The 21,124-nt window shown below is 38.2% G+C and carries 18 protein-coding genes; 9 read left to right on the top strand and 9 right to left on the bottom strand.

Going from position 1 to position 21,124, the window contains the following annotated elements; genetic code table 11:
• Positions 1–234 precede the first annotated feature (234 nt).
• From PQG54_RS04560 to PQG54_RS04540, 5 genes are read left to right on the top strand one after another with little or no spacing between them, the layout of a single operon-like run.
• Positions 235–2,022, top strand: coding sequence for a trypsin-like peptidase domain-containing protein (locus PQG54_RS04560; protein WP_271788657.1), 1,788 nt, complete (start codon positions 235–237; stop codon positions 2,020–2,022).
• Positions 2,019–2,759, top strand: coding sequence for a hypothetical protein (locus PQG54_RS04555; protein WP_271788658.1), 741 nt, complete (start codon positions 2,019–2,021; stop codon positions 2,757–2,759). The genes PQG54_RS04560 and PQG54_RS04555 overlap by 4 nt, the downstream gene beginning before the upstream one ends.
• Positions 2,760–2,763: 4 nt before the next feature.
• The gene (locus tag PQG54_RS04550) at positions 2,764–3,996 is read left to right on the top strand and encodes a hypothetical protein (protein ID WP_271788659.1); all 1,233 of its coding nucleotides are present in this window, start codon (positions 2,764–2,766) and stop codon (positions 3,994–3,996) included.
• Positions 3,997–4,047: 51 nt separating this feature from the next.
• The gene (locus PQG54_RS04545; RefSeq protein WP_271788660.1) at positions 4,048–5,163 is read left to right on the top strand and encodes a hypothetical protein; all 1,116 of its coding nucleotides are present in this window, start codon (positions 4,048–4,050) and stop codon (positions 5,161–5,163) included.
• Positions 5,144–5,683 (top strand): hypothetical protein, encoded by a 540-nt coding sequence (locus PQG54_RS04540; protein ID WP_271788661.1) that lies wholly within the window; start codon positions 5,144–5,146, stop codon positions 5,681–5,683. The genes PQG54_RS04545 and PQG54_RS04540 overlap by 20 nt, the downstream gene beginning before the upstream one ends.
• A gap of 62 nt (positions 5,684–5,745) precedes the next feature.
• Here the strand turns inward: PQG54_RS04540 and PQG54_RS04535 are convergent, their stop codons facing one another.
• From PQG54_RS04535 to PQG54_RS04525, 3 genes are all read right to left on the bottom strand, one after another.
• Entirely contained in the window at positions 5,746–6,225 is a 480-nt protein-coding gene (locus tag PQG54_RS04535) for a hypothetical protein (protein WP_271788662.1), read from the bottom strand.
• Between the two features lie 94 nt (positions 6,226–6,319).
• Complete coding sequence (locus PQG54_RS04530; protein ID WP_271788663.1) at positions 6,320–6,769, bottom strand: hypothetical protein; 450 nt, start codon at positions 6,767–6,769, stop codon at positions 6,320–6,322.
• A gap of 165 nt (positions 6,770–6,934) precedes the next feature.
• Positions 6,935–8,032 (bottom strand): branched-chain amino acid aminotransferase, encoded by a 1,098-nt coding sequence (locus tag PQG54_RS04525; RefSeq protein ID WP_271788664.1) that lies wholly within the window; start codon positions 8,030–8,032, stop codon positions 6,935–6,937.
• A 341-nt stretch (positions 8,033–8,373) separates the two neighbouring features.
• On the opposite strand from PQG54_RS04525, the gene gabD reads away from it, so the two are divergent.
• On the top strand, positions 8,374–9,822 hold the full coding sequence (gabD, locus tag PQG54_RS04520) for an NADP-dependent succinate-semialdehyde dehydrogenase (protein WP_271788665.1): 1,449 nt from the start codon (positions 8,374–8,376) through the stop codon (positions 9,820–9,822).
• Between the two features lie 55 nt (positions 9,823–9,877).
• On the opposite strand, the gene PQG54_RS04515 is transcribed toward gabD, so the two are convergent.
• The 5 genes from PQG54_RS04515 to PQG54_RS04495 form a co-directional block, all read right to left on the bottom strand.
• On the bottom strand, positions 9,878–10,864 hold the full coding sequence (locus tag PQG54_RS04515) for an MYG1 family protein (protein ID WP_271788666.1): 987 nt from the start codon (positions 10,862–10,864) through the stop codon (positions 9,878–9,880).
• Between the two features lie 90 nt (positions 10,865–10,954).
• Positions 10,955–11,641, bottom strand: a complete 687-nt coding sequence (locus PQG54_RS04510; RefSeq protein WP_271788667.1) for a GntR family transcriptional regulator — start codon at positions 11,639–11,641, stop codon at positions 10,955–10,957.
• 148 nt (positions 11,642–11,789) lie between these two features.
• Positions 11,790–13,400 carry an APC family permease gene (locus tag PQG54_RS04505; protein ID WP_271788668.1) on the bottom strand — a complete coding sequence of 537 codons (1,611 nt, stop codon included), beginning with the start codon at positions 13,398–13,400 and terminating at the stop codon, positions 11,790–11,792.
• A 67-nt stretch (positions 13,401–13,467) separates the two neighbouring features.
• Positions 13,468–15,045, bottom strand: a complete 1,578-nt coding sequence (locus tag PQG54_RS04500; RefSeq protein ID WP_271788669.1) for an aldehyde dehydrogenase (NADP(+)) — start codon at positions 15,043–15,045, stop codon at positions 13,468–13,470.
• A 30-nt stretch (positions 15,046–15,075) separates the two neighbouring features.
• On the bottom strand, positions 15,076–16,320 hold the full coding sequence (locus tag PQG54_RS04495) for an NAD(P)/FAD-dependent oxidoreductase (protein ID WP_271788670.1): 1,245 nt from the start codon (positions 16,318–16,320) through the stop codon (positions 15,076–15,078).
• A gap of 151 nt (positions 16,321–16,471) precedes the next feature.
• Between PQG54_RS04495 and PQG54_RS04490 the strand changes: the two genes are divergently transcribed.
• On the top strand, positions 16,472–17,377 hold the full coding sequence (locus PQG54_RS04490; protein WP_271788671.1) for a dihydrodipicolinate synthase family protein: 906 nt from the start codon (positions 16,472–16,474) through the stop codon (positions 17,375–17,377).
• A gap of 79 nt (positions 17,378–17,456) precedes the next feature.
• A complete protein-coding gene (locus tag PQG54_RS04485) occupies positions 17,457–18,452 on the top strand; it encodes a 4-hydroxyproline epimerase (RefSeq protein ID WP_271788672.1) in 996 nt (331 codons plus the stop codon).
• A gap of 63 nt (positions 18,453–18,515) precedes the next feature.
• Here PQG54_RS04485 and leuA read toward each other — a convergent pair whose 3' ends face one another.
• Positions 18,516–20,183 (bottom strand): 2-isopropylmalate synthase, encoded by a 1,668-nt coding sequence (leuA, locus tag PQG54_RS04480; RefSeq protein ID WP_271788673.1) that lies wholly within the window; start codon positions 20,181–20,183, stop codon positions 18,516–18,518.
• A 186-nt stretch (positions 20,184–20,369) separates the two neighbouring features.
• Here leuA and PQG54_RS04475 point away from each other — a divergent pair, with 186 nt between their 5' ends.
• Complete coding sequence (locus PQG54_RS04475) at positions 20,370–21,122, top strand: AraC family transcriptional regulator (RefSeq protein ID WP_271788674.1); 753 nt, start codon at positions 20,370–20,372, stop codon at positions 21,120–21,122.
• The last annotated feature ends 2 nt before the right edge of the window (positions 21,123–21,124 follow it).

The raw sequence follows: 21,124 nt of genomic DNA, 5'->3' as shown, positions 1-21,124 counted from the left end.
TTTAATTTATAAAAATTAAAATAATTTTAATTAGAGTAAAGCAAATATTTAATTTAAATTATGAAAAGGTCGTTGGGGATTTCGCATCTAAACTAAAAAAGTGATTAAAAACAATCTAATTTATGGTTATATAAAAGGAACATAAATAACTAAACAATAACAAGAGTTGCTTGGCAAGGAATAGAGAATGAATTAAAGTGATAACAATTTTGTATTATTCATATCGGGAATATAATGGCGCTTTACCTTCTTGGAAAAACAGTTTTTAATTCGTCAGAGGAAGTAGATTTTAATGATCGTTCCATTTATGAGTATTATGAACAGATTTCACAGATTTTACGAACAAATTGTCCAAAAATTTGTTTGGCTGAGCCAACAGTTACTGTTAGCAAAGATCCTAAACAATCTTTTATAAGTTGGTATATCGATACTAAAACCGAGCCTCAACTCCCTTCCGAGGCTGAACAAGATTATATAAATCAACAAATATCAGAAGCTGTTTCCAGCTTATCCCAGGCCTATTCCCAAGATAGTAAAGAAAGTAAATTATTAAAAGTTGCTCTTCATCTACAAGATAAACAAGATATTTTGATTGCAGATGATAAAATTATTTTAAAAAATTGGGGAATACAATCCTTAGCCAATGCTCAGGGTTCAGGTTCAGGTTTATCTTTATTTCCTTTAACTCCATTACAAGACAAGAATGCTGATACAGAATCTACATCAACTTTGAACGATGTGGCTGATGATTCTATTGTGTCAAAAGAAGCTGCTTCGGATATCAAACATAACTTGAATAATTCAAAGAAGTTTGTTGGACTCAAAGGGGGACTTCCGTTATTTATAACTCGATTAGTGGCAGCTATTTTATTCTTTATCATTGGGTTGCTGCTTGGATGGCGAATTTTATATGCAGAGCGTCCTACAAAAATTGCCAAAGTCCCTGTGATTGAAGCGCAAGAACTTGTTCGTAAAAAACCCGAAATAGAACAGAAAAATAAAGCCTTAGAGGATGAAATCAAAAAGTTAGAGGAACAGTTAAAAACGCCTCCTTGTGATTTGGATAAAAGCAGGGCTGCACCTGAATTGAACAAAAGCCTAGATCATTCATCCGCACCGATGAAATCTAATGGTCAAAATTTCCAAGGTAGTTTGCCAGAATTACTGGAAAAAAGCACAGTCTTTATTTTAGTGAAAGGTCAAGATGAAGATGGGGATCAAACTATTTCTTCAGGAAGTGGTTTTTTCATAACGCCTGATTTAATCGTGACTAATCGACATGTTGTTGAAAATGCTGAAAATAACACGGTTTTAGTCACCAACAAAGCCTTGGGGCAATTAAAGGCGGCACATATTGTTTCGACGAGTAATCATTCTGAAGATGTAAACTCATTTGATCTTGCTGTTTTGAAAATAGAAGATGCCCCACCCCAACAACCTTTGGTTTTTTCATTAGAGGCACAGCCTTTACAAACGGTGGTCGCTGCTGGATATCCTGGGATTATTATTCGACAAGATGGTGCTTTGAAAAAACTGGCTCAGGGGGATGTAAATGCTATTCCTGGGGTTGTGTTGACCAAAGGGGAAGTTAACGCCATTCAAGAAAATGCCAAAGGCGAGAAAGTCATTCCTCATAGTGCCATGGTTTCTCCTGGAAATTCAGGAGGCGAGTTAGTTGATCTATGTGGACGTGTGGTTGGGGTCAATACGTTTGTAACAATGGATAGTAAAACATCCTCTCACAGTAATTATGCCCAAAAATCTGATTCGATTATCAGGGCATTACAAGCTGCTAATATTCCTATTCAAGTACAGTCAGGGGCTTGTAAAGACGGTGTTGTTTCTGGAAATGGTAATCCTGAAAAACAGCCTGAAACCCCAAATAAACAAGAGAAGCAGGGAAATGCACCTCCAACACCTTCAAAAGCAGAGCCTTCTAAACCTAAAGAGGAAATGAAGCCCTCTACAACGCCAGAAAACAAATCCGACAAGCCCTCTACACCTCATGGAGATAAGCCATGAACTTACAATTTATTACGGGGAAACCTGTTACTACGACGAATTTTAACGCTGTTCAACCTCTAGGGGTTGGTGGGCAACTTGTTTTAGAACAATGGGAAGTATTATTTCAAATACTAAAACATGAAATCAGTCCTCAATGTGCAGGATTATTATTAGAACCCGTGATTGATCGACAAAGAGGGGAAGTGGATTGGTATTTACCAGCTGATTTAAATTCTTTGGCATATTCTGCTGGTTCAAGGGATGCTCTACTACAAAATGCTCATCGTTTAATTGCTCAAGCCAAGCAATTGGCACAAAGAATGGTTCAATCATCTGACGTTGTGCAACGACAAAAAGGTGCTATATTAGCACAAGCGCTTAGTTACCCTACGGATGAGTATATTATAGAGACACCTTATGGTCCAGCTATGGTTGCATGGGGGCATCAATCCAATGAAACCGATAAGAAAGCGGCATTCGTAACAGCAAAAGGCGATCAGCAAGGGTATAAATCTATGTCGATTTTACCCGCTCCAAATTTAGCCAATCATAATCGAGGAATTATTTCTTATTGGCCTTGGTTGTTTGCGGTTTTATTGCTGTTAATATTGACGTTTTTACCATGGTGGGAAGGGGTAATTCCCATGCAATATTGTCGTTATTATTGGCTTGGACCATTGATTTTGCTGTTGTTGTTAGTCCCTTTAATAGCAATGATGCTTAGAAATCGTTCTTTGTCTGTTAGAGGAAGATAATAATATGGTTGTCGTCTTAAGCAGGCAAACTAACGATCAATTAACGCCCTTATGTGACAGAGAAGTAGGGCTATATGATCGTTTGGTTCAAGAAATTTCAAGAGTTACTAGCCCTGAACATGCTGCGCTTTTTGCCCGTCCAGAACATATCCGTGATGCAGTTCGTTGGAGTGCCGAAGGGCAGGAATTTACGCCGTGGAATAAGTTAAATTCAACTCAACAAGAAAAACTATTACAAGCGACGCAGTCAATTTTATTGGATATTCGTAGTGAGATCCAAGATCATCCTAATATGATGATTGCTCAACATTTTGACCAATATCGACAAATTCCATCTCTAGATTATCTATATGCGGTGGATGGAAAGCCAGTTTTGACAGGGTGGGGGTATTCAGGGGAAAAAGGCAGTTACGATCCTTTGGCATCAGTGCTTTCTTCTGTTCAACCAAACCAAAAAAATAGATGGTTAGTTTTTCCTTGGGTTACAGCTTTGACTGCTTTATCAGCAGGAATTTTAACGTCCTTATTATGGAATATGTATTGTCATTCAGATAAAGTCTGTTATACGACCTACCCATTAGCTAAAGATGTTGAAGATGCGCTTAAAGAACAAGATAATAATCAAGCTCTGAATAAAAAACGTGACCAGTTATTAAAGTCGCTAGAATTATTAAAAAAACAATGCAAAATTCCTCCTGTGCAGCCTTTGGAGCCCCAAGAAGTCCCAAAGTTAAATCCTTTGCCAGAAGATCCAAAAGTTCCAGATTTACCACCTGTTCCAGAAACAGAGCCGTTGCCCGATCAAAATACACCTAAAAAACAAGATATCCCTCAGCCAAAACCTGAGAAAAAGGCAGATTTACCGAAAGATGCTTGGGATAAAAAAGATAAATCAATGTTGAATGGATGTTGGCATTTGACAACTCATTTAGAGCTATATGAGCAACGATTATTCAGAATGTCCCATCAACCCGTCACAAATTGGACGTTATGTTTCAACTCAAGTGGTGGCGCTGGTCGACAAGTTCTTACTCGCAAAGATGGTGGCACTTGCACAGGGCCGTTAAATGTTCAATTCCAAGGTAATCAGTTGGTGTTAAATCAACCGACAGATTGTCAAGGTGCATTTCATTTGATTCCAGGGCGAAATGTTTGCACACGGATAAATGATAAAGAAGCAAACTGCACTTATATTGATGCAGAAGGCCATCGATCAACAGGTACATTTAAGCGTTAATTGATTTCGAATTAAAAATATAAAAAGGGTGAAGGTCTAAAAGAACTAAAGATGACATTAATTTTAACACATCACCCTTCGGATCAATTCACGCTTTTAAATCCAGAAATGGCTGGATTATATAAAACAATAACAGCTGAGATTTCTCAATTTGTTAGTCCTCAACATGCGCTACTTTTTACTGAACCTAAAATGATAAACGAAATGCTTTATTGGTATGCAGAGGGTGAGGAAGTCGTCCCTTGGAGAGCATTATCTGAGGCTAAACAAAAACAAGTTATTCAAGTTATTCAATCTATGTTGATTGATATTTCTAAAGTTGCGCATCTGCATCCGAATTCGTTATTATTACGATTTTTCCCAAATTATGGATATTTCCCTTCATCAGAATATATTTATCTCGTCGATGGTCATCCTGTAATAACAGCTTGGGGATATTCAGGGGGCAATGGATTTTATAATCCTTTGATAAATGAACAATCAAATATATCGCGGAAAACACGACTGTTACTTTGGTCTAAATTTCCGTGGGTAACTGCTTTACTGGCATTATTCACAGGCGTTTTAACTTCTTTATTATTGAGCATATATCACCATTCAGATCAAGTCTGTTATGCAACCTATCCAAAGATTCAAGAAGTAAAAGAGGCTTTGAATGGGCAAAACAAAAATCAGGCATTAAATAAAAAACAAGATGAGTTATCAAAATCTTTGGTATTGTTAAAAAAACAATGTAAAATTCCGCCTGTTCGCTCTTTGGAACCTCAACAAACGCCAAAATTAACTCCTTTGCCCAAAGAGGCTTGGGAGAAAAAAGATAAGTCAATGTTAAATGGGTGTTGGCATTTAACAACACCATTGAAATTAGTTGCTAGAGGCACAGATAAATGGACACCCATAAAGATTTGGCAAGTATGTTTTGATAATTCAGGTGGGGGCAATCAAATCATTACAACAATGGATGATATAACATGCCAAGGTCCTCTTTCTGCATCTTTTCAAGGTGATAAGCTGGTTATCAAACAGCCAGAAAATTGTAAGGGCGGTTTTAATTTGGTTCGAGGAACACAGATTTGTACAAGATCAAATGATAAAGAGGCAACATGTCTGTATAAAGATGATGATGTGCGTGATGGTAAAGGTGTCATTGGAATTTTCAAACGATAAATTAAATGGTATTTGGGTGATGTTAAAAAAATTAATATTGGCGACGGGTATTTTTATAGGATCAGTCACTGTTCATGCAACAGAGCCTGTATATCAATTAGATGGAAAAGAAGGAAATTGGTCTGCGTTTCACTATACTGACGAACAAACTAAAAAAAGCACAGCGTGTTTTGCGCTTTCGAATGATTTGTTATTAGGATTTAAAAGTAATCATGAAGGCGTAGGGTTATTACTTTGGGATAAACAAGGAACCTTAGTCCCCAAAACAAATTCTAAAGCAGCGATTACAGTGGGTAAGCAACATTTCATTTTCACCTTGCAAGCCATGGATAAAAATATGTCTATGAATAGATTAAGTGAAACTGATTTTAAACGTTTGTTGCGGGCCTTATCTTATGGTCAAATTGCATTTTTAGAATATCAAAAAGCACCCGTTTCAATGGTTGATTTATCAGGATTACCCAACATGCTGGCAAAGTTTCATCAATGTGTAGAGAAAGCTCAATTTAAAGATTATTAATGAAATTATATGGGTTCATATAAATTACTTAATTTTTAAAGAGCTTATTTAATATTTGGCGATTACTCTTGACCTTGTGTTGCCTTAGCTTTTTCTAAAGCAGCTTTAGCTCTGGCAATGATATCGGCTTTTTTTTCTGGGGTTAATTCTTCAGGAGTTAGAGGTGTTCTTTGTTTTTTCATCGACGCGTCGAACTCTGTTAGCATTTTTTCATGATATGCGTGCAGCTCTTTTGGTGTCATTTTTGCCATCGCATCAATTCTCGCTAGATTTTCCTGCTTGTTTTCTTCAAGTATTTCTTTCCATTTTGGAGTAGATGCTTGTTTAATCTCTTGATCTGCTCTTGCAGCAATTATTTTTTTTATATTAGCAAATTCTTTTTGTTGTTCAATTTTTGTCAATTTTTCAAACGCAGCCATCTTTTTGGCTATCTCTTCACGCGAAGGCTGCTGTGCATATACAAAGGATATAGACGTGCTAGCGATTAATAAGCCAACATATGCGCCAAAGCATAGTAAGATTTTTTTGAAAACTAGATTCATTATTGTTGTATCCCCAATAAGATTAAGGGCAGAATTTAATAATGGTTTATGTGGAAAAAGGCCTTATAAATAATAAAGCCTTTTAAGTTAAAGATTATTTTGAACCTTGCGTTGCTTTATATTTTTCCAAAGCAGCTCTTTGTTCAGGTGTTAATTGTTTTAATTGTTCGGGTGTTAGTTTGTTAATTTGTTGGTTAACATTTTCTTGGGCTTTTGCAACTAATGCTTTGCGTTCTTCAGGGGTCATTTTGGCCATTGCATCGACTTGTTCTAAAGCTTTGGTTTTGGCAGCCTCAAGTTGTTGTTTTTGTTCAGGAGTAGATGCTTGTTTAATCATTTGATCCATGCGAGCTTCGATCATTTTTTTAGATTGTACAAGCTGTTCTTTTTGTTGTTCTGGTGTTAATTTATCAAAAGCAGCCATTGCACTGGCCATGTTTCCACCAACTGGTTGGGCATGCACGTGTGATGCAGACATACCAGCAGTTAACAAACCAGCGCATATACCTAATGATAGAATCAATTTTCTAGTGATCATTTTCATAATATTTTGTGTCTCCATAAATAAATTTGACACTTCGAGAATATATTATCCAAATAATTATGCAAGTTTTTATAGTGTATTAATGCATCTTGTTAGAAATGTAAGTTCAAAATCCACCTTCTGATTTGAAATAATCAGAGACAGAAGGTGTTAAAATAATTAATTTTATTTTACTTCTTTAACCCAGTTATGTGTATCTGGTGCATTGCCATATTGAATATCAACAAGCATTTTGTGAATTTCTTGGGTTAATTTGCCAGGATTTCCATCGTGAATTTGGTATTCACCGTCTTTGTTTTTAACGAACCCAATTGGAGTAACAACTGCTGCAGTCCCACAGGCAAATACTTCACGGATTTTGCCACTTTGAATATCTTTGATCCATTGTTCAGCAGAATAACGATCTTCACGAACCGTTAAACCTTTTTCTTTTGCAAGGGTGATAATGGAATTACGTGTTACACCAGGTAAAATCGTGCCACTTAAAGGAGGGGTCAATAATGAACCGTCATCCATAACAAAGAAAATGTTCATTCCGCCCATTTCTTCGATCCATTTATGCTCGGCAGCATCTAAGAAAACAAGTTGATCGCAGCCATTCTTAGTCGCTTCTTGTTGTGCAAGTAAGCTTGCCGCATAGTTCCCACCGCATTTTGCTTCACCTGTTCCGCCAGATGCAGCACGTGTATAAAATTCTGAAACCCATACGGTTACAGGTTTTGCACCTTTGGAGAAATAAGAACCTGCAGGGGAGGCAATTAACATAAATAAATAATCAGGAGAAGCTTTTACGCCAAGATACGGTGTGCTGGCGATCATAAAGGGGCGTAAATATAAAGTACCCACAGACTGGTCTGGAATCCAATTTTGTTCCATTTTAACAAATTCATGAATGGCTTGTAAAAAATACGCTTCTGGTAAAGGGGCCATCGCCATACGTTTAGCTGAATTAATAAAGCGTTGTGCATTGGCTTCTGGACGGAACAATAAAATACGTCCATCTTTTGCTTTATATGCTTTTAACCCTTCGAAAATTTCTTGTGCATAATGAAAAACACAAACAGCGGGGTCTAGGCTAATATTTCCATAGGGCTTGATATGTGCATCATGCCAGCCTTTTTCTTCGCTATAACGAATAAGCAGCATGTGGTCTGTAAAAACTTTTCCGAAACCAGGATCTTGTAAAATAGATTGTCTGTGTGCTTCTGATGCAGGAGATGGATTTTGTTCAATTGTAATAGAAAGGCTTTTTTCAGAGCTCATTTTCTTATCTTTCTTTAATTAACTGGTTTATGTAATTTTATTACAAAATATAGAATAACAAAATTCTTTTATATGCAATAGCTTTTAAAAATTTTATTTGTTACTATGGTCACTAAACAAACATATTTTATAAAAAATAGCAATTTTATCTATAAAAATATAACGCACTTGAATGTGATTTTATTATATATAGGATTAACGACTAGAATAGGTTAATTTATTAAGGTGAGAAATATAAAAATTATAATTCAATGATTGAAAATAGATATACTATTTTATCATCTGAATGATAATTTTAATCAATCACGATAAATACTAGATAAAACGCGAAAGAAATTATTATGAATTTAAAAAACCCATCCTTATTTCGTCAACAATGTTATATTAATGGACAATGGCTAGATGCAGATAGTGGTCAAACGATTAATGTAACAAATCCTGCGACAAATGATGTGATTGGTACTGTGCCTAAAATGGGTACAGATGAAACTCGTAGAGCAATCGAAGCAGCAGAAAAAGCGCAAATTCAATGGCGTAAAAAAACAGCCAAAGAACGTTCTGTCATTTTGCGTCGTTGGTATGATCTGGTGATGAAAAACCAAGAAGACCTTGCTTTGCTATTGACCTTAGAACAAGGTAAGCCTTTGGCAGAAGCCAAAGGAGAGATTGCTTACGGTGCGTCTTATCTTGAATGGTTTGCTGAAGAAGCCAAACGTGTTTATGGTGATGTAATTCCTGGTCATATGGGTGATAAACGAGTGATCGTTTTAAAACAACCTATTGGCGTGACTGCTGCAATTACTCCGTGGAACTTCCCCAATGCGATGATTACCCGCAAAGCAGGTGCTGCATTGGCGGTGGGTTGTACAATGGTATTAAAACCAGCAACCGCAACCCCATATTCTGCTTTTGCATTAGCTGTTTTGGCTGAAGAAGCTGGCGTCCCAGCAGGGGTTCTTAATATCATCACAGGTGCCGCAAAAGCTATTGGTGATGAGCTTTGTGAAAATCCAATTGTCCGTAAATTGACCTTCACAGGATCTACTGAAATTGGTGCAGAACTGATGAGAAACTGTGCTTCAACGGTAAAGAAAACATCAATGGAATTGGGTGGCAATGCACCTTTTATCGTGTTTGATGATGCTGATCTGGATGCTGCTGTCGAAGGTGCAATGATTTCTAAATATAGAAATGCTGGACAAACATGCGTTTGTGCAAACCGTCTCTATGTTCAAAAAGGGGTCTATGATGCCTTTGTTGAAAAATTAAAAGTTGCTGTGGGTAAATTAAAAATTGGTAACGGAACCGAAGCAGGCGTTACAATCGGGCCAATGATTGATGCCAAAGCGGTGGCAAAAGTTCAAGAACATATTGAAGACGCTGTTTCAAAAGGTGCAAAAATTGCTGCTGGTGGCAAAGCTTTGGGCGGTAATTTCTTTGAACCTACTATTCTTGCGAATGTTCCAGCCAGTGCAGCCGTATCAAAAGAAGAAACATTTGGACCTTTAGCACCTGTATTCTGTTTTGAAACAGATGAAGAAGTGGTTCGTTTAGCAAATGATACTGAATTTGGTTTAGCCTCATATCTTTATGCAAATGATATGTCTCGAATTATCAAAGTTTCAGAAGAACTAGAGTATGGAATGGTTGGCATTAACACCGGCTTAATTTCAAATGAAATGGCACCTTTTGGTGGCGTTAAAGCTTCTGGTTTAGGTCGTGAAGGCTCTAAATACGGTATGGATGATTATCTTGAAATTAAATATTTGTGTGTAAGCATTAATCAATAAGTCAAAGAAAAAGGCTATTTAGAAAAATCTAAATAGCCTTTAAAGTGTTAAAGGCTTAACCGCCTAATGTTTTCTCAGCCATTGCAATGGCTGCTTCTTTTGTTTCTGCAACTGCTATGAATAAGCCTTTGTGAACGAATTTAGATCCGGGGATACCTGTTTCTGCGGTTAATGCTTCACCTTCAAGTCCACCCCAGCTGGCTGGAAATAGTTTGCGGCGATCATTTCCATGCATACGAATAGGCACTGTTCCAATCCGCCATTCATTTTCAGCAGGATAGATGACTAATTGAGTTCCCCATGCGTTCGCAAAAATTGGATAAATATGAGGCATCCAACGAGGAAGCATTAAAATACGTTTATCGGGACTTTCTTTATAGGCTTCTTCAGTACATCCAATCGCTCTGAGGCGAGCAAACTCGATATTTAATTGATAGATCAGTACTGTGCGAACAATTTTTGATGCTTCAAAAAAGCGTTCTAACTGAGTTGATGAATCATCTGTATCCCATGGTGGGTTAAAGACATTAATAATAGAAGAGAAATTCAATCCATTTTCAGGGTGCATTTTTCCATTATCGATGGCATCAATCGGAATAACAAGCGCTTTTTCGATAACGTTATGCGCTATTTTGCGTGATTTATCATCAAGGTCAGGAGCAAGCTTTTGTATTACATCCAATCCAAATGCACGCCATATTAATCCAGCAGAGCTGTAGGGGATGGTGCCTTCGATCCCTTTCGGCGTTTGTTTAATATCTCGTTCTGGTGCGCCAATTTGATGATGATCAAAACGGCGTTTACCATCGAAAATACCACCCACATCAAAAACAATATCGGCTTTTTCAATGATGTCGGTATCTCGAGTTCTTTCGACTTTAAAAGGGCGATTATCAAGGTCTAACGCGATGGCCAAGGTCGTAAAGGCGAATACATCATCAATATGGAAACGACCGTTATGGGTAACAATTAAAAGTTCTTTGTTACGATCCATCAGTCCTTCTGTTAACGAATCAGAAAGGGTTATCATTGCGTCAGGCATAGTTGCTCCTGTTTGAGATTATAGTATTAGTAAGATATAAATAAGCATCATAAAGAAAAAAGAAAAGGGATGCGAGACTAAATTGATTTTTTATTGATGCTTTAGCTCATCTTCCAAATCATGCAAAGTGCTTTGCAAATGTTCTTTGGCAAGTTTTCTCACTAATTTAGTATCTTTTTCTAACCATGCTTCAAATAATGCTCGATGCGCCTGAATAGCGTGTTTTTCTCGTCCATAGGGTTCAATATGCAATCTTACATATCGTTCAGCCAAGATACTGATCTGATTAATAATGTGATAGGTGATTTGTCCCATGCTGGGGGACATCAAAGCAATATGGAATTTACGATTATATCGAACATGCTCTGGATTGCCCACTTGGCTTTGCACCGCTTCTAATTCCAGCAAAGCCTGCTTGGCATCTTCTTGGTTTTCTTTGGTCGCTGCCAGGGAACCTTCAACAGTGGCATCAGGTTCAAGTTTCAACCGTAATAGGAAAACTTCTCTTGCCTCAGCGGCACTAATCGGACGAACAAAAAAACCCTTATTAGGGCTAGATTGTACCAACCCATCATGTTCTAGTTTTGCCAAAGCTTCGCGTAGGGGAATTTTGCTGACCCCTAATTGGGCGGCAATGATATCTTGACGAATTGGGGATAGAGGTGCGAATTCTCCAATAAGGATATTTCTTCTGACAAAATTATAAACTTGATCTGCAATAGATTGCACGATTATGGTTGGTTTATGTGATGAAATATCCGCGCGAGGGACTTGCATTTAAACAATAAAATCCAATTTAAAATAATATATTGTATACAATATACATTAAATCCATTCTTAAAGCAAATTGTACAATGAGATAGAGAATGTATTGTATAAAGTGAATCCTTACAAACCTTCACTTTATACTCATTATAAAATAAATTTAAACTCGTGCTTCAACCAACTCTTTTTCTGGGTATTCATCTATGATTAACGAATGATCCTCTAATTGATGAGTGACGGGGCTCAAGCCAGTATTCACCCCGATAAAGTATGAAATTAATGCCATAATTGTGACCGTGCTTAATCCTTCGGCATGAGACAATAATTCCCATCCACCGAAATCTCCCATGGCAGAAACCATTATCATCCCCGAGTAATAGATCATCAACCAAGCACCTGATTTCAAATTCGTATAGATTGTTCGATCTTTTGCAATCATTTTAGAAATGACATAAACACATCCCAATAGGATTTGAGAACCCAACAACCAAGAAACGGTTTGCCAACCTGACCAATATACAATTAATGATGCAATCACAAAAGCAATCGGAGATAAAATACCCATTCCTTTTAGGTAAAAAGGACGTTCGATTTGTGCAGAAGTTTTACGCAATGATGCAGCGGAAATGGGAGCAAGCGCATAGCTGAGCATTAATGCAGAAGACACAACCCCAATCAGTGCTTTCCAAGATGGAAAGGGCAAAGTCCAAAATATAGATAAAGCAAATGTTAACCATAATGCTGGTGTTGGAACCCCAGATTTTTCATCAACATGAGCGAATTTACTGAAAAAAGACCCATCTTTTGCCCATGCAAAAATAACTCTGGAGGTTGTATTCATATAAATATTGCCAGTGCCGCTTGGTGAGATGATCGCGTCAACAACCACCAGTTTAGCCAACCAGCCAATCCCTAAGATCAAAGCAATATCGTGGAATGGTAATACGAAAGAGCTGCTGATTGATCCCCATCCATGATTGATATAACTGCTTGGGATACTGCCGATGAAAGACGCTTGAAGCAAAACATAAATAATCGTGGATAATACGATACACCCTACCAAAGCATAAGGGATGCTACGTTGTGGGTTTTTCACTTCAGCAGCTGCTGCAACGATGGGCGTTAATCCAAGATAAGCAAAAATAACACCACCCGTTGAAATCGCTTCTTCTATTCCTTTGCTGCCAAAAGGTGCAAATCCAGCGCTGGTAAAATTGGCAGAGCTAGAGAAATAGAGCAAGCAAACAATAATCAAAGTTGGGACGATGAACTTAAATACACTGAGAATATTATTGACTTTGGCAAAAGTTTTTACGCCGACCAAATTTAAATAAAACATGCCTGCTAGTAATACAGCTTGAATAATCCAACCAATCAACGTGGCATCGCCAGCACTATTTGCACTTAAAAATGGAAACCATGCAGACGCATATTGTCGCGCAGCAATCGCTTCGATTGAAATTAAGCTGGAATATGCAATGATCGTAATTAATCCCGTTAAAAATCCAACAACGGATCCATGCGAATAAGCAGGATAGCTTACAACACCGCCAGCATGGGGTAGGGCTGCACCAAGTTCACAAAAAATAAACCCAAGTAGCAAAACCGCAAACCCTCCAATAACCCAAGATAAGATACCAGCTGGGCCAGCAATCGTGGAGACATGGGATGCGGCTAATAACCATCCAGAGCCGAAAATAGATCCCAACCCAATCATCATAAGGTCAAGTAGCGATAGTGATTTTTTAAAATGTTTAGAATGCTTATTCATATTGCATTTCCTTTAGCTTATATCATAGATTTTCCTATATTTCCGTAATGTCCTTGGCTTTTTGAGATTATTTCTTGACGTATTTGCCATCGATACGATGATTAAATTCAGAGATCGAAGAATCTTGTAGTGGCGTAGGTAATAAGGAGGAGGGGAAGTTTTGGTAACAAACAGGGCGCAGAAAACGTTCAATTGCAGCGGTGCCAACAGAGGTCATACGGCTGTCGCTGGTTGCTGGAAAGGGGCCACCATGAACCATTGTTGAAGAGACTTCTACACCCGTTGGCCATCCATTGACTAAAATACGACCTGCTTTACGTTCCATAATGGGTAAGAAAGCATGCGCTGTTTGAATATCTTCTTGATCTATATGTAAAGTTACTGTGAGCTGACCTTGTAAATTCTCTGTAATTTGATGAAGCTCGTCGATCGTGTCATACGTCACAATCAAAGCAGCAGCACCGAATATCTCCTCTGATAAAAAAGGTGTTTTGATAAAGGTTTGAGCGTCCGTTTGACAAACGATGCTTTGACATTGATTAGGTGAAGAATTGTCTTGACCTTGACCAATCAAATTAACATTTGTGGTCGTTGTTAATCGTTGTATGCCTTCTAAAAACGCTTGATGAATAGAAGGGCTGAGCATTGTAGAGGTCGGGGTTTGAGCAAGCTCTTTTTGAACATTGGTTAAAAAACTATCCAACGCCGCACCTGATTTAGCAATGATTAATCCTGGATTGGTGCAAAGTTGTCCTGCACTCATGCTCAAAGAACCAATAAATCCTTTGGCAATAGATTCAGCACGATTTTGTAATGCATGGTCAAACAAGTAGACTGGATTAATACTTCCCATTTCGGCAAAAACAGGAATAGGAACTGAACGTTCAGCAGCAAAGCGCATTAATGCTGTGCCACCACCCATTGACCCTGTGAACCCAACGGCACAAATATAAGGGTTTTTTACTAATGCTTCGCCAACATCGTTACTTGTTCCACCGATTAATGAGAAAACTCCATTTGGCAAGCCACAATCTTTAACGGCTTTGGCAATAGCTTGACCAATTAACTCGCTGGTTCCTGGATGAGAGGGGTGAGCTTTCACCACAACAGGGCAACCCGCAGCCAGTGCAGAGGCAGTATCACCACCGGCCACTGAAAAGGCAAGAGGAAAATTGCTGGCACCAAATACAGCAACGGGGCCAACCGCAATCCGAATTTGACGTAAGTCAGGACGAGGCAATGGCGCACGGTCTGGTAAAGCAGGATCAAAACGTAAATCCATCCAATCTCCTTGACGGACGACACTGGAAAATAAACGTAATTGATTGACGGTACGACCCGTTTCGCCTTTGACGCGAGCTTCTGGAAGGCCTGTTTCAAGGCGTGTTTGATTGGTTAACACATCCCCCAATGCTTCAATATTATCAGCAATATTATCCAAAAATTGTGCGCGTTTTTCCAAAGGTAAAGAGCGATAATGATCGAAAGCTTCAAAAGCCGCTTTACATGCTTGATCTATATTTTCCTGATCTGCACAATAAAATTCAGTATCTAATTCTTGATTGGTTACAGGATTAATTGCTTTGTATGTTTTTGAAGTTTGAACAGCTTGTCCAGCAATCAAAAGATTTCCAGTAATATGCATTAAATAATTTCTCCTAAAGGGTGATGAACATTAAAATCGATCAGGTCGAAAAGCGGATATTGAGACTGATGGTTGTTTACCCATGACTAGATCGGTAATGATCTCGCCAGTAATGGCAGCCAGCGTTAGTCCAAGATGTTGATGACCAAAGGCAAAAAATAAACCAGGATTTTTCTTACTTTTTCCAATGATAGGTCGATAGTCTGGTAAAGTCGGGCGTGATCCAACCCACCGTTTAAATTCTGATTTTCTTGAAAACCCAAATTTATTGGCATATTCTTCTAATTTTCCCCATTTACGTTCATCTGGCTTGGCGCTGAATTGAGTAAATTCAACAAAAGATGCTAAACGTAAACGGTTTTCAAACCGCGTGACAATAAAGGAATGATCTTCAAAAACCAGTGGTGGTAAATCATAAGAGCCGTCATGCTCCCATTCAATATGATAACCGCGCTCGGCAATGACAGGAAAATATTCCCCCATATTTTTTAATAATTCGCCAGACCTTGCTCCAGCACAAATCAAAACGTTTTGATTTGTGATAGCAATATTGTTACCGAATGTAATTTTAGTCTGTCCATTATCAGGTTGAATGGAGGTGACATGCTCATATTTAAATATCCCACCATGTTCAATGAAATGATTCTTACAAACCTCTAACAATGTTGATACATTTTTGATTTGTCCTGTTTTATCAAAACAAAGACCATTCACAGGTTGGGTGCTGAGTTGTTGGCTGATTCGTTCTAAGGTTTGTTTGTCCATAGAATGAACGCTGGCTGTACCGATATCAGCGTTTTGCCAATTATTACAGCCTTGTTTCCCTTTATCCTTGTTATGGTAAATCACATAATGGCCATCAATCATCAACAAATCGGGTTGGTTAATCAAATTGACTAATCTTTCCCATGATGCAACAGAATGATTCAAAAGAGATTTGATCGATTCTTTACCTTCATTAACTTGTTTTTCTGAAAAACTGGCTTTTAAATAGTTTGCAAACCAAGGAAGCCATTTATGTGGATATTGCCAACCAATATCCAATGCACCCTCCATACAAAAAAGTCTTTTATATCCAGTGAGGGCATTTTCACGATTCGCCAATGGCATAACTTGTTCAATAGCGATATGTCCAGCATTCCCATAAGAGGCTGGAAATTGCTGATCTTGGATGATCGTGACGGTCAAACCAGCACGTTGCAAATGAATTGCACTGAGCAAGCCGATAATACCGCCGCCAATAATTACCATTTCGTTATTTTGCATATTGGCCATAATTTTTTCGCTTCTCACAAAAATTTTATATACAAATATATTCGTATTTCGTATACGATATACAATATGTATTAGATTACAACCTGTTTGTGAAAAAATACAAGTAACATTCTGAAGAGAATTTCATTTAAATCGAACAAGGAAATACACAATGAAATGGACCGGCGTTTTCCCAGCAGCAACAACACAGTTTGCTCCTGATCTTTCTATTGATATCAAAGCGACTCAAGATGTATTAGATGCACTGATCAAAGACGGCGTTCACGGGTTGGTCGTCATGGGTACTTGTGGTGAAAATAACTCTTTGGAACCAGAAGAAAAGATTCGCGTTTTAGAAGCAGCATGTGAAGTCGTGAATAAACGCGTTCCTATTATTGTGGGAATCTCTGAAATGACGACAGGCCGTGGCGTTAAATTTGCCAAAGAAGCTACTCGAATCGGTGCAGATTGTTTGATGGTTTTACCAGCAATGGTATATGTGCCTAAAGAAAACGAATTGGTTGCACATTTCAAAGACATTGCTGCAGCAACAGATTTACCATTAATGCTTTATAACAATCCCAACGCATATCGCGTGAATATCGGTGCGAATGTTTTGTCACAATTGACTGAAGTGAAAAATATTGTTGCAGTTAAAGAGAGCTCTCCTGATACAAAACGTTACACAGATTTATATAATGCCTTTGGCGATCGTTATTTAATGATGGCAGGGTTGGATGATGTGGCTTACGAAGGGTTATTATTAGGCGCAAAAGGCTGGATTTCTGGTTTAACCAGTGCATTTCCTCAAGAATCAGTTGCTTTGGTAGCTGCTTTAGAAAAAGGTGATTTAAAAACTGCATTGGCAATTTATCGTTGGTTTATGCCTTTGTTACATCTGGATGCAGAACATGATTTGGTTCAATGTATTAAGCTTGCTGAACAAATTATGGGTCGTGGTAATGAACGTGTCCGTAAACCACGTTATGTATTAGAAGGCGCTCGTCGTAAAGAAATCATTGATATGGTAGAACAAGCAGCGAAAACACGTCCAACTTTGTTATCGACTGCGGCTTAGGTCTATATAACTCTGGGGTAAAATTCGCCCCAGATGATGCTTATATTCTGTTCCCTTACTTGAATTGAAAAATAATAACATGCAGCATACTTTTTTTTGTGTAGATGGACATACCGCTGGAAATCCTGTGCGATTGGTTGCGGGTGGCGCGCCCTTATTAAAAGGGAAAAATATGAGCGAACGTCGACAAGATTTTCTAAATCGTTTTGACTGGATTAGAACAGGCTTATGTTTCGAACCTCGTGGGCATGATATGATGTCAGGTGGATTTTTATATCCTCCTACACAAGAAGATACTGATGCTGGGATTTTATTTATTGAAACCAGTGGTTGCTTACCAATGTGTGGGCATGGCACGATTGGATTGGTCACTTTTGGGTTAGAACATGGATTAATACAACCCAGAATACCTGGTAAATTAAGATTAGAAGTGCCTGCTGGGATTATCGAAATTGATTATCAATATGAAGGTAACAAAGTTACGGCTGTGACCATTCATAATATTCCTGCTTTTGTTGAAGCAACAGGGATTGTGATTGATGTTCCCGAGCTTGGTCAATTAACCGTTGATGTGGCGTACGGTGGAAATTTTTACGCAATCGTTGAGCCTCAAGGAAATTATCACAGCATCGATCAACTTGGCGCAGCTGCAATTTTGAAATATAGTCCGATTGTCCGTGCGTTAATGCGAGACGCTATTCAACCAGTGCATCCTTTGGATCCAACCATTAAAGGCGTCAGCCATGTGTTATGGGCTGATCCTCAAACTGATCGTTTACGTGGTCGTAACGCTGTATTCTATGGGGACAAAGCCATTGATCGCAGTCCTTGTGGTACAGGAACTTCGGCAAGAATAGCGCATTTATGGCATAAAAAACAATTGTCTGTCGGAGAAGCCTTTACTCATGAAAGCTATATTCATAGTAAGTTCATCGCAACCATTGCAGCAGAAACGGATATTAATGGAAAACCTGCTATTCTTCCATTAATTCAAGGCAGTGCCATTTCAACGGGATTTAATACAATTTGGATTAATAAAGAAGATCCTTTTCACAAAGGATTTCAAATCGTTTAATTAATACCATTATTAAGTTTCTGATATTTCAAATTTATATCAGAAACTTATTTTTACATTAGATTAGCCGACAAATTTACTGACTGCGTTTAATAATGCTTTCAAAGAAGAGCTAAGAATATCGTTATCGATCGCAACTCCCCAGAAGCTCTCACCCGTTTTATTAGAACATTTAATATAGCTTATTGAACGACTATCACTATTTTTCCCTAAAGTATGTTCATTATATTCTACAATACGAAAATCTAGATGGGTTTTTTCTTTTAAGATTGCTGTTCCTGCGGATAATACACCGTTACCTTCACCTTCCATTGTTGATTTTTTACCATCAATATTCAATGTTAATTTCAATTTAGTGCTGTTGGGCGCATTTTGCTCGACATTGAATTCTTGCAAAGTCAATTTGTTTTGACCTGTTAAGCCATAATGTTCACGGAAAATAGACCAGATTTCAGCAGGGGTTAATTCATGACCTGATTGATCTGTTTTTTGTTGGATAATAGTACTAAATTCGCGTTGTAAATGCGGTGGCAATTCAATTCCATGATTTTGTTGTAAAATCCAAGCAGCGCCACTTTTTCCAGATTGGCTGTTCACGCGAATGACGGCTTCATAGCTACATCCCAAATCAGCAGGGTCAATTGGCAAATAAGGCATTTCCCAATAAGTATGATTTTGTTTTTGGCGATTTTGAAAGCCTTTTTTAATGGCATCTTGGTGGCTACCAGAAAATGCACTAAATACTAAATCACCAACATAAGGATGTCTTGGATGAATTGGAAGCTCGTTACATTCTTTGACCACTTCACCAATATGTTTAATATCATGGAAATCAAGGTTAGGATGGATCCCTTGGGAATATAGATTCAAAGCCAATACAACCAAATCAGCATTGCCTGTACGTTCGCCATTACCAAATAAGCAACCTTCGATACGATCAGCACCGGCTAGTAAGGATAATTCTGCGGTTGCAATGGCGGTGCCGCGGTCATTATGAGGATGGACGCTGATGCATACTTTGTCTCTTTGTGAAAAATGCGTGCAAAAATATTCGATCTGATCGGCAAAGACGTTCGGAGTGCTGGCTTCTACAGAGCTGGGTAAATTGATAATCATTGGTCTTTGTTCGGAAGGTTTCCATACATCAGCCACCGCTTCACAAATACGAATGGCGTAATCGATTTCAGCCAACGAAAAATTCTCGGGCGAATATTCAAATGTCCAATGAGTTTCTGGATTTTTATTACAATGATCGACCACTAATTGTGTGGCTGTCGTGGCCATATCGATAATTTCGTCTTGAGATTTATTGAACACAATTCGTCTGAAGATTTCCGCAATGGCGTTATAGACGTGAATGACGACTTTTTTTGCACCTTTTAACGCTTCAAAAGTGCGTTCGATCAATTCTGGTCTGGCAGCCGTTAATACCTGAATAGTGACATCTTCAGGGATCATGTTGTTGTCAATTAAGTAACGAACAAAGTTAAATTCTGTCTCAGAGGCGGATGGAAAGCCGACTTCAATATGTTTAAAGCCACAATCGACTAATAATTTAAAAAACCGAATTTTACGATCATGATCCATAGGGTTGATTAAAGATTGATTGCCATCACGCATATCCACAGCACACCAAATCGGAGCCTTGGTAATGGTGTTATTCGGCCATGTGCGTTCAGGAAAAGGGAATGCGTTAAATGGACGGTATTTTGTTTCTGGATTAGTCAACATTGGTTTTACCTTTTAAATGTCTTTATTCATGACGATTAAGAATAGTATAACCAAGGTCAATTTGATTCGCTTTTGAAGTCCAGACATGTTTTTGCTCAAAATGGACAATTTGTTCTGTTGTTGGCATTAAAATTGCTGTAAATTATCGTATGTTCGATAATATATAGCATGAATGGTTTGTCTGTTTTGACCCTTTTATCCGTCAAAGAATATCATTTTTCGAGTGAGCAGTTTGAAGACAAACTGCATCGGCATGAGTGTGTGCAATTACTGGTCATCAAAAAAGGGCTGATTCGAGTAGAAACACAGACAAGCTGCTCGGTCATTACAGAAAAAGATGGTATTTGGATTATTGCAGGATCGATGCATAAGCTGACAATGCTTAAAGATACGTCTTTATATAGTATCTATGTTGATCCGTTTGCGCGTGCTGATTTTCCCTATAAAACTCAAGTTGTGAATATTTCGCCGTTAATGCATGCGTTGATGCCCAAACTGGTTGGGATCGATAGTCATTATTTACCTCATTCTATTGAAGAATGGACGATTGAGCTTTTTTTAAATGAATTACGTTCTTTGTCGGATTTATATGCCTTTGAACTGCCTTATCCTAAAGATGCTGAGTATCAAGAAATCTGTCGCTATATATCTAAAAATCTAGACTACCCTTGGTCTGTGGCGGATTTTTCTAAACGATTAAAGGTAAGTGATCGAACCGTTACGCGTCAATTTTATAAACAAACAGGGTTGAGCTTTGTCGAATGGCTCCGTAGAAAACGGATGCAAGTTGCTTTGGAACTGTTAACCTCTGGCGAACCGATTACTCAGGTTGCTTTGCAAGTCGGATATGATAGCCCCAGCGCGTTTACCACCGTGTTTAAACAGAGGCTGGGATTTACGCCGAGGGATTATGTGAATAAGGTGACTGGTAAGGGTTAAAT

The organism is Commensalibacter communis (assembly GCF_947179015.1).
Classification (GTDB): Bacteria; Pseudomonadota; Alphaproteobacteria; order Acetobacterales; family Acetobacteraceae; genus Commensalibacter; species Commensalibacter communis.
This window is presented reverse-complemented; position numbering and strand designations above follow the sequence as displayed.

Excerpts from the sequence above, each read along its gene's own strand:
- PQG54_RS04560 (WP_271788657.1), top strand. The coding sequence starts at position 235 with ATGGCGCTTTACCTTCTTGGAAAAACAGTTTTTAATTCGTCAGAGGAA.
- PQG54_RS04555 (WP_271788658.1), top strand. The coding sequence starts at position 2,019 with ATGAACTTACAATTTATTACGGGGAAACCTGTTACTACGACGAATTTT.
- PQG54_RS04550 (WP_271788659.1), top strand. The coding sequence starts at position 2,764 with ATGGTTGTCGTCTTAAGCAGGCAAACTAACGATCAATTAACGCCCTTA.
- PQG54_RS04545 (WP_271788660.1), top strand. The coding sequence starts at position 4,048 with ATGACATTAATTTTAACACATCACCCTTCGGATCAATTCACGCTTTTA.
- PQG54_RS04535 (WP_271788662.1), bottom strand. The coding sequence starts at position 6,225 with ATGAATCTAGTTTTCAAAAAAATCTTACTATGCTTTGGCGCATATGTT.
- PQG54_RS04530 (WP_271788663.1), bottom strand. The coding sequence starts at position 6,769 with ATGAAAATGATCACTAGAAAATTGATTCTATCATTAGGTATATGCGCT.
- PQG54_RS04525 (WP_271788664.1), bottom strand. The coding sequence starts at position 8,032 with ATGAGCTCTGAAAAAAGCCTTTCTATTACAATTGAACAAAATCCATCT.
- gabD (WP_271788665.1), top strand. The coding sequence starts at position 8,374 with ATGAATTTAAAAAACCCATCCTTATTTCGTCAACAATGTTATATTAAT.
- PQG54_RS04515 (WP_271788666.1), bottom strand. The coding sequence starts at position 10,864 with ATGCCTGACGCAATGATAACCCTTTCTGATTCGTTAACAGAAGGACTG.
- PQG54_RS04510 (WP_271788667.1), bottom strand. The coding sequence starts at position 11,641 with ATGCAAGTCCCTCGCGCGGATATTTCATCACATAAACCAACCATAATC.
- PQG54_RS04505 (WP_271788668.1), bottom strand. The coding sequence starts at position 13,400 with ATGAATAAGCATTCTAAACATTTTAAAAAATCACTATCGCTACTTGAC.
- PQG54_RS04500 (WP_271788669.1), bottom strand. The coding sequence starts at position 15,045 with ATGCATATTACTGGAAATCTTTTGATTGCTGGACAAGCTGTTCAAACT.
- PQG54_RS04495 (WP_271788670.1), bottom strand. The coding sequence starts at position 16,320 with ATGGCCAATATGCAAAATAACGAAATGGTAATTATTGGCGGCGGTATT.
- PQG54_RS04490 (WP_271788671.1), top strand. The coding sequence starts at position 16,472 with ATGAAATGGACCGGCGTTTTCCCAGCAGCAACAACACAGTTTGCTCCT.
- PQG54_RS04485 (WP_271788672.1), top strand. The coding sequence starts at position 17,457 with ATGCAGCATACTTTTTTTTGTGTAGATGGACATACCGCTGGAAATCCT.
- leuA (WP_271788673.1), bottom strand. The coding sequence starts at position 20,183 with ATGTTGACTAATCCAGAAACAAAATACCGTCCATTTAACGCATTCCCT.